Raw genomic sequence first — 4,859 nt, forward strand, 5'->3', positions numbered from 1 at the left:
CCCACCCCCAATCGAAAGAGCAGTTCGCGACGAAGGTGTCGCGAACTGCTCTTTCGATTGGGAAGGGGGGCGAGCTACTTGGCGCGCTTCTTGAGGCGCTCGACGTCCTGGAGCAGGACGGCCCGGGCCTCGAGCCGGAGCCAGCCGCGGGACTGGAAGTCGGCCAGCGCCTTGTTGACCGTCTCGCGGGAGGCGCCGACGAGCTGTGCCAGCTCCTCCTGGGTCAGGTCGTGCGCGACCATCACGCCGCCCTCGACGCTGCGCCCGAACCGCTCGGACAGGTCGATGAGGGCCTTGGCCACGCGCCCGGGGACGTCGGTGAAGACGAGGTCGGCGAGGTGGGCGTTGGTGCGGCGCAGGCGCTGCGCGAGCGCGGCCAGCAGGGTCTTGGCGACCTCAGGCCGGCCGGTGAGGAGCCCGGTGAGCGAGTCGTTGCCCAGGCCGAGCAGCTGCGTCTCGGCGACCGCGGTGGCCGTCATCGTGCGGGGGCCGGGGTCGAAGAGGCTGAGCTCGCCGAACATCTCGCCGGGGCCGAGGATCGCCACGAGGTTCTCGCGGCCGTCGGCGCTCGTGCGCCCGAGCTTCACCTTGCCCTCGGCGATGACGTAGAGCGTGTCGCCCCGGTCGCCCTCATGGAAGAGCACGTCGCCGCGCTCCATGCGGGACAAGGTCATCTGCGACTGCAGGGCAGCCGCGGCCTCGTCGTCGAGTGCCTTGAACAGCGGAGCGCGCCTCACCACATCTGGGTCCACGGGGGTCAGTCTGCCATGAGAGGTATGCCGCTGGGCTCGCTCGCACGCCCAGCGGCGAGTTCTGGTGTGGCCGGCTCAGTCGACGATGCGGTAGTCGATGGGCTTGCAGACGCCGTTGTTGGACTTTTCGGCGGAGCAGGCGGTGAGGCCGACGAGCAGGTCGGCGTCGGCCCGCAGGACGAAGCGGTCGCCCGCGACCGAGGTCGGCGGGTCGATGTGGAGCTCGCCGTTCCGCTCGACCCAGACGTTCATGAAGATGTTGAGCGTCGTCGAGATCCGGTCCGGGTCGACGCCGAGAGGTCCCATGTTGGTCGCGAGGTTCTCGAAGCAGCTGGGGTGGTAGGCGCCGCCGAACTCCGGGTAGAGCAGGTCGAAGGTCTGCTGGCTGCACGGGGTGAGCAGGAAGTCGTGCTGGCCGCACGTGTCCTCGACGACGGTCGCCATCGGGGTGCTCCGGTTGCTGTAGAGGACGCTGCCGGTCGTCACGGCGATGGAGTTGGCGTAGTCGATGGTGCGCCCGGAGGACAGCCACTCGTCGTGGTCGTCGGCCAGGACGCAGAAGAAGTCGCTGACCTGCTCACCGGTCGGGTCGATGACGACCAGCTGCTGGCCCGCGCGCAGCGGGAAGGCGGTGCCGGTCTGGGGCGCGAGTCTCGTCAGCTCCATCGCGCCACCCTAGCCATCGTGGATGTCGAGGGGCGGCTGCCAGCCGGGGTCGTGCTGTCGCCCGGAGTACTGCAGGGCCTCGGAGGCGTCGCCGTGGTCGGCCGCCATCGGGTTGACCGAGCCCTGCAGGTCGGTGTCCCGGCGCCGGATCGTCTCGCGCAGCCCCTCGAAGCGGCCGTCCTCGCGCAGCCGCTCGAACTGGTCGTGCGGGTTGAAGACGAGGGTCGGCAGCGGTGCCCGGCGAGCGACCCGTGACGCGGCTGGGTGCATCCCGACGACGAAGTAGGCGTGCCCCCCGGCGCTGAACGCGAAGTGCGGGTCGGCCGGGTCGGCCGCGACACCAGGCGCCCACCTCTCGTCGTCCGAGTCGTGCATCCCCTGGAGGACCCGGTAGAGCGCCGCCTCGAAGTCGGCCTCGCTCGCCGGGACCGGGCCGCGGAAGGTCACCATGAAGGAGCGGAAGTCCTCGCTGTCCGAGGTCCGCTCGGCGAAGTCGGCCAGGTGCTCCAGCAGCGTCTGCGGCGTCGAAGGGTCGTCGATGTCGTCCAGGACGAGATGGGTCGCCGACTCGCGGCGGAACACGGACTTCGCCCCGAGGCAAGGGAACTCGGCATGCATGACCATGAGCTCCATCGCCGTGCCGATCTGCCCGGCCGGCGCCGTCTCGAGGTGGTCGTGCGCCATCAGCTCCAGGACGCGCTCGAGGCCGTGCGTGTCGGGTCCACTGGGGGACCCGGCCGCTGCCCTCGGCACTGCCTCGATCGCCATGCCCTCTCCCTACCCATTCGGCGAGAGCGGCAAGCGGCAAGCGAAGCGCGAGCGCGGGAGGGTGCCGTGGGAGCCGCTGCGCGGGAGCCAGCTCAGCGGCATACAGTGTCGTCTGTGTCTGCCCGTGCCGTCGTGACCGCTGACGAGAGTCCTGTCGCGCGCACGCGGCGCGCTCGGAAGATGTATCGGGCGCTGCACGACCGCTACCCCTACGCGCACTGCGAGCTCGACTTCACCAGCCCGCTCGAGCTGCTCGTCGCGACGATCCTCTCCGCGCAGACGACGGACGTCGGGGTCAACAAGGTGACGCCGATTCTCTTCGCGAAGTACCGGACCGCGGCCGACTACGCGGCCGCCGACCGGACCGAGCTCGAGACGATCATCCAGCCGACCGGCTTCTTCCGCGCCAAGACCGACAGCCTGATCAAGCTCGGTCAGGCGCTCGTCGAGCGGTTCGACGGCGAGGTGCCGGGACGGCTCAAGGACCTCGTCACCCTGCCGGGCGTCGGGCGCAAGACGGCCAACGTCGTCCTCGGCAACGCGTTCAACGTCCCGGGCATCACCGTCGACACCCACTTCGCGCGGCTCGTCCAGCGGTTCGGGTGGACCACCGAGACCGACCCGGTCAAGATCGAGCACGCGGTCGGGGCGCTCTTCATGCGGCGCGACTGGACGATGCTCAGCCACGTCCTGATCTTCCACGGCCGCCGCACCTGCCACGCGAAGAAGCCGGCCTGCGGGGCCTGCCCGGTCACTCGCTGGTGCCCGAGCTACGGGATCGGCGAGACGGACCCGGAGCGGGCGGCCAAGCTCCTCAAGTACGAGCTGGCGCCGAAGTGACGGGGCCGGCACCGCGCAGCGCTCGCGTCGTCCACTCGGGGCCGACGGGCACGATCCCACCCGGGCCCGCCGGCCTGCCCCGCCCGCAGTGGCTCGACGACGTCGCCGAGCGGGTCCCGTCCGTCGACGCGCACTGGTTCTCCCGGTTCCAGCCACCGGAGGAGGGCGGCCGCGAGTCGGCCGTGCTCATGCTCTTCGGCCCACCGCCTGCCGGCGAGGAGGCGCAGGGTGAGCACGTCGTGCTCATCGAGCGCTCACACACGATGCGCACCCAGCCGGCCCAGATCGCCTTCCCCGGCGGCTCCCGCGACCCCGAGGATGACGACAGCGTCCACACGGCGCTCCGCGAGGCCGAGGAGGAGACCGGGATCGACCCGGGCGGCGTCGACGTCGTCGACGTCCTGCCGAGCCTCTATCTCCCGCCGGCCAACTTCGTCGTCGCCCCCGTGCTCGGGTGGTGGGCCGCGCCGGCCCCGCTCAGCGTCCGCGACCCCGCGGAGGTCCATGAGGTCCTCTCGGTGCCGATCTCGCACCTCGTCCACCCGGAGACCCGGTTCACCGTGACGCACCCGAGCGGCTTCGTCGGGCCGGCGTTCCAGCTGGACCACCTGCTCCTCTGGGGTTTCACCGCTGGGCTGCTCAGCCGGGTCCTCGAGCTGGCCGGCCTCAGCGTCGAGTGGGACGAGGCGCGCCGACGGCCGCTCCCCGAGATCTACCTGCGGGACCGCCGATGAGCGGCGGCCTGCTCCTCGACATCGCGCTCGGGCTGATCCTCATCGCCTACGGCATCTCCGGCTACCGGCAAGGCCTCGTCGCGAGCGTCTTCTCGCTCGCCGGGTTCTTCGCCGGGGCGGTCATCGCGATCTGGAGCCTGCCGATCATGCTCGCCGACCTGGAGGCGGTGGCCAACGACTCGCGGTTGCGCGTCCTCCTCCTCATCGTCGGGGTCGTGCTCATGGGCTGGATCGGCCAGGTCCTCGGCAGCCTGCTCGGCGGGCACCTCCGCCGTCAGATGGGCCAGCAGGGCGCCCGGCAGGTCGACTCGGTCCTCGGGGCGGTCGTCGTCGTCATCGCCGCGTCCATGATCATCTGGTTCCTCGGCGGGTCGCTGCGGACCGCGGGCAACCCCAGCGTCGCGCGGGCGATGTCGGACTCCCGGGTCCTGCGCGCGGTCGACGCGGTGATGCCTGACAAGGCGACGCAGGTCTTCGCAGGCTTCCGTGGCTTCCTGTCGAGCCAGGGCTTCCCGCAGGTCTTCGGGGACCTCGTGCCCGAGCCGATCACCCCGGTCGAGGCCCCGGACCCGCGCATCGGCGACACTCGCGCGATCACCCGCGCGGCGGCGTCCGTCGTCAAGGTCACCACGGCATCGGAGAGCTGCGGGAGGGGCCAGGAGGGCACCGGCTGGGTCCTCAGCCCGGACCGGGTCGTGACCAATGCGCACGTCGTCGCCGGCGCCGACCGGCTCCAGGTGACCAGCCAGGAGGGGACGGTCAGCGGGCGCGTCGTCCTCTTCGACGCCGACCGCGACCTCGCCGTCATCAGCACCGAGCGCCTCGACGCCCCGGCGCTCGAGCTCGGCACCGACCTCCCGCGCGGGTCCGCGGCGGCGGTCCCCGGGTTCCCGCTCGACGGTCCCTACACCGTCGTGCCCGCCCGCGTGCGGCAGGTCCTCGACGCCCGGGGCCGCGACATCTATGGCGACGACCCCGTCGTCCGCGAGATCTACTCGCTCTACACGCGCGTCCAGCCGGGCAACTCCGGCGGGCCGCTGCTCGACGAGAACGGCCGGGTCACCGGCGTCATCTTCGCCAAGTCCCTCGAGGACGACAA

At 71.4% G+C, this 4,859-nt stretch carries 6 protein-coding genes; 3 read left to right on the top strand and 3 right to left on the bottom strand.

Translation table 11 applies throughout. From position 1 onward, the window contains the following. Window positions 1-74: 74 nt before the first annotated feature. From OO014_RS18835 to gntA, 3 genes are all read right to left on the bottom strand, one after another. Window positions 75-752, bottom strand: coding sequence for a Crp/Fnr family transcriptional regulator (locus tag OO014_RS18835; protein WP_272463864.1), 678 nt, complete (start codon window positions 750-752; stop codon window positions 75-77). Window positions 753-827: 75 nt separating this feature from the next. After that, complete coding sequence (locus OO014_RS18840) at window positions 828-1,418, bottom strand: urea carboxylase-associated family protein (RefSeq protein ID WP_272463865.1); 591 nt, start codon at window positions 1,416-1,418, stop codon at window positions 828-830. A gap of 9 nt (window positions 1,419-1,427) precedes the next feature. Then, complete coding sequence (gntA, locus tag OO014_RS18845; RefSeq protein ID WP_272463866.1) at window positions 1,428-2,186, bottom strand: guanitoxin biosynthesis heme-dependent pre-guanitoxin N-hydroxylase GntA; 759 nt, start codon at window positions 2,184-2,186, stop codon at window positions 1,428-1,430. A 180-nt stretch (window positions 2,187-2,366) separates the two neighbouring features. On the opposite strand from gntA, the gene nth reads away from it, so the two are divergent. From nth to OO014_RS18860, 3 genes are all read left to right on the top strand, one after another. Next, window positions 2,367-3,026 carry an endonuclease III gene (gene nth / locus OO014_RS18850; RefSeq protein WP_272463869.1) on the top strand — a complete coding sequence of 220 codons (660 nt, stop codon included), beginning with the start codon at window positions 2,367-2,369 and terminating at the stop codon, window positions 3,024-3,026. After that, window positions 3,023-3,760: an NUDIX hydrolase gene (locus tag OO014_RS18855; protein WP_272463867.1), complete on the top strand. Its 738-nt coding sequence runs from the start codon at window positions 3,023-3,025 to the stop codon at window positions 3,758-3,760. The genes nth and OO014_RS18855 overlap by 4 nt, the downstream gene beginning before the upstream one ends. After that, a partial coding sequence (locus OO014_RS18860) for a MarP family serine protease (protein WP_272463868.1) occupies window positions 3,757-4,859 on the top strand: 1,103 nt, incomplete at its 3' end. The genes OO014_RS18855 and OO014_RS18860, both read left to right, overlap by 4 nt.

Source organism: Intrasporangium calvum, assembly GCF_028446585.1.
In the GTDB taxonomy this organism is placed as follows: domain Bacteria; phylum Actinomycetota; class Actinomycetes; order Actinomycetales; family Dermatophilaceae; genus Intrasporangium; species Intrasporangium calvum_A.

What these genes read in the sequence shown, in the direction of transcription:
- OO014_RS18840 (WP_272463865.1), bottom strand. Translation starts at nt 1,418, where the DNA reads ATGGAGCTGACGAGACTCGCGCCCCAGACCGGCACCGCCTTCCCGCTG.
- gntA (WP_272463866.1), bottom strand. Translation starts at nt 2,186, where the DNA reads ATGGCGATCGAGGCAGTGCCGAGGGCAGCGGCCGGGTCCCCCAGTGGA.
- nth (WP_272463869.1), top strand. Translation starts at nt 2,367, where the DNA reads ATGTATCGGGCGCTGCACGACCGCTACCCCTACGCGCACTGCGAGCTC.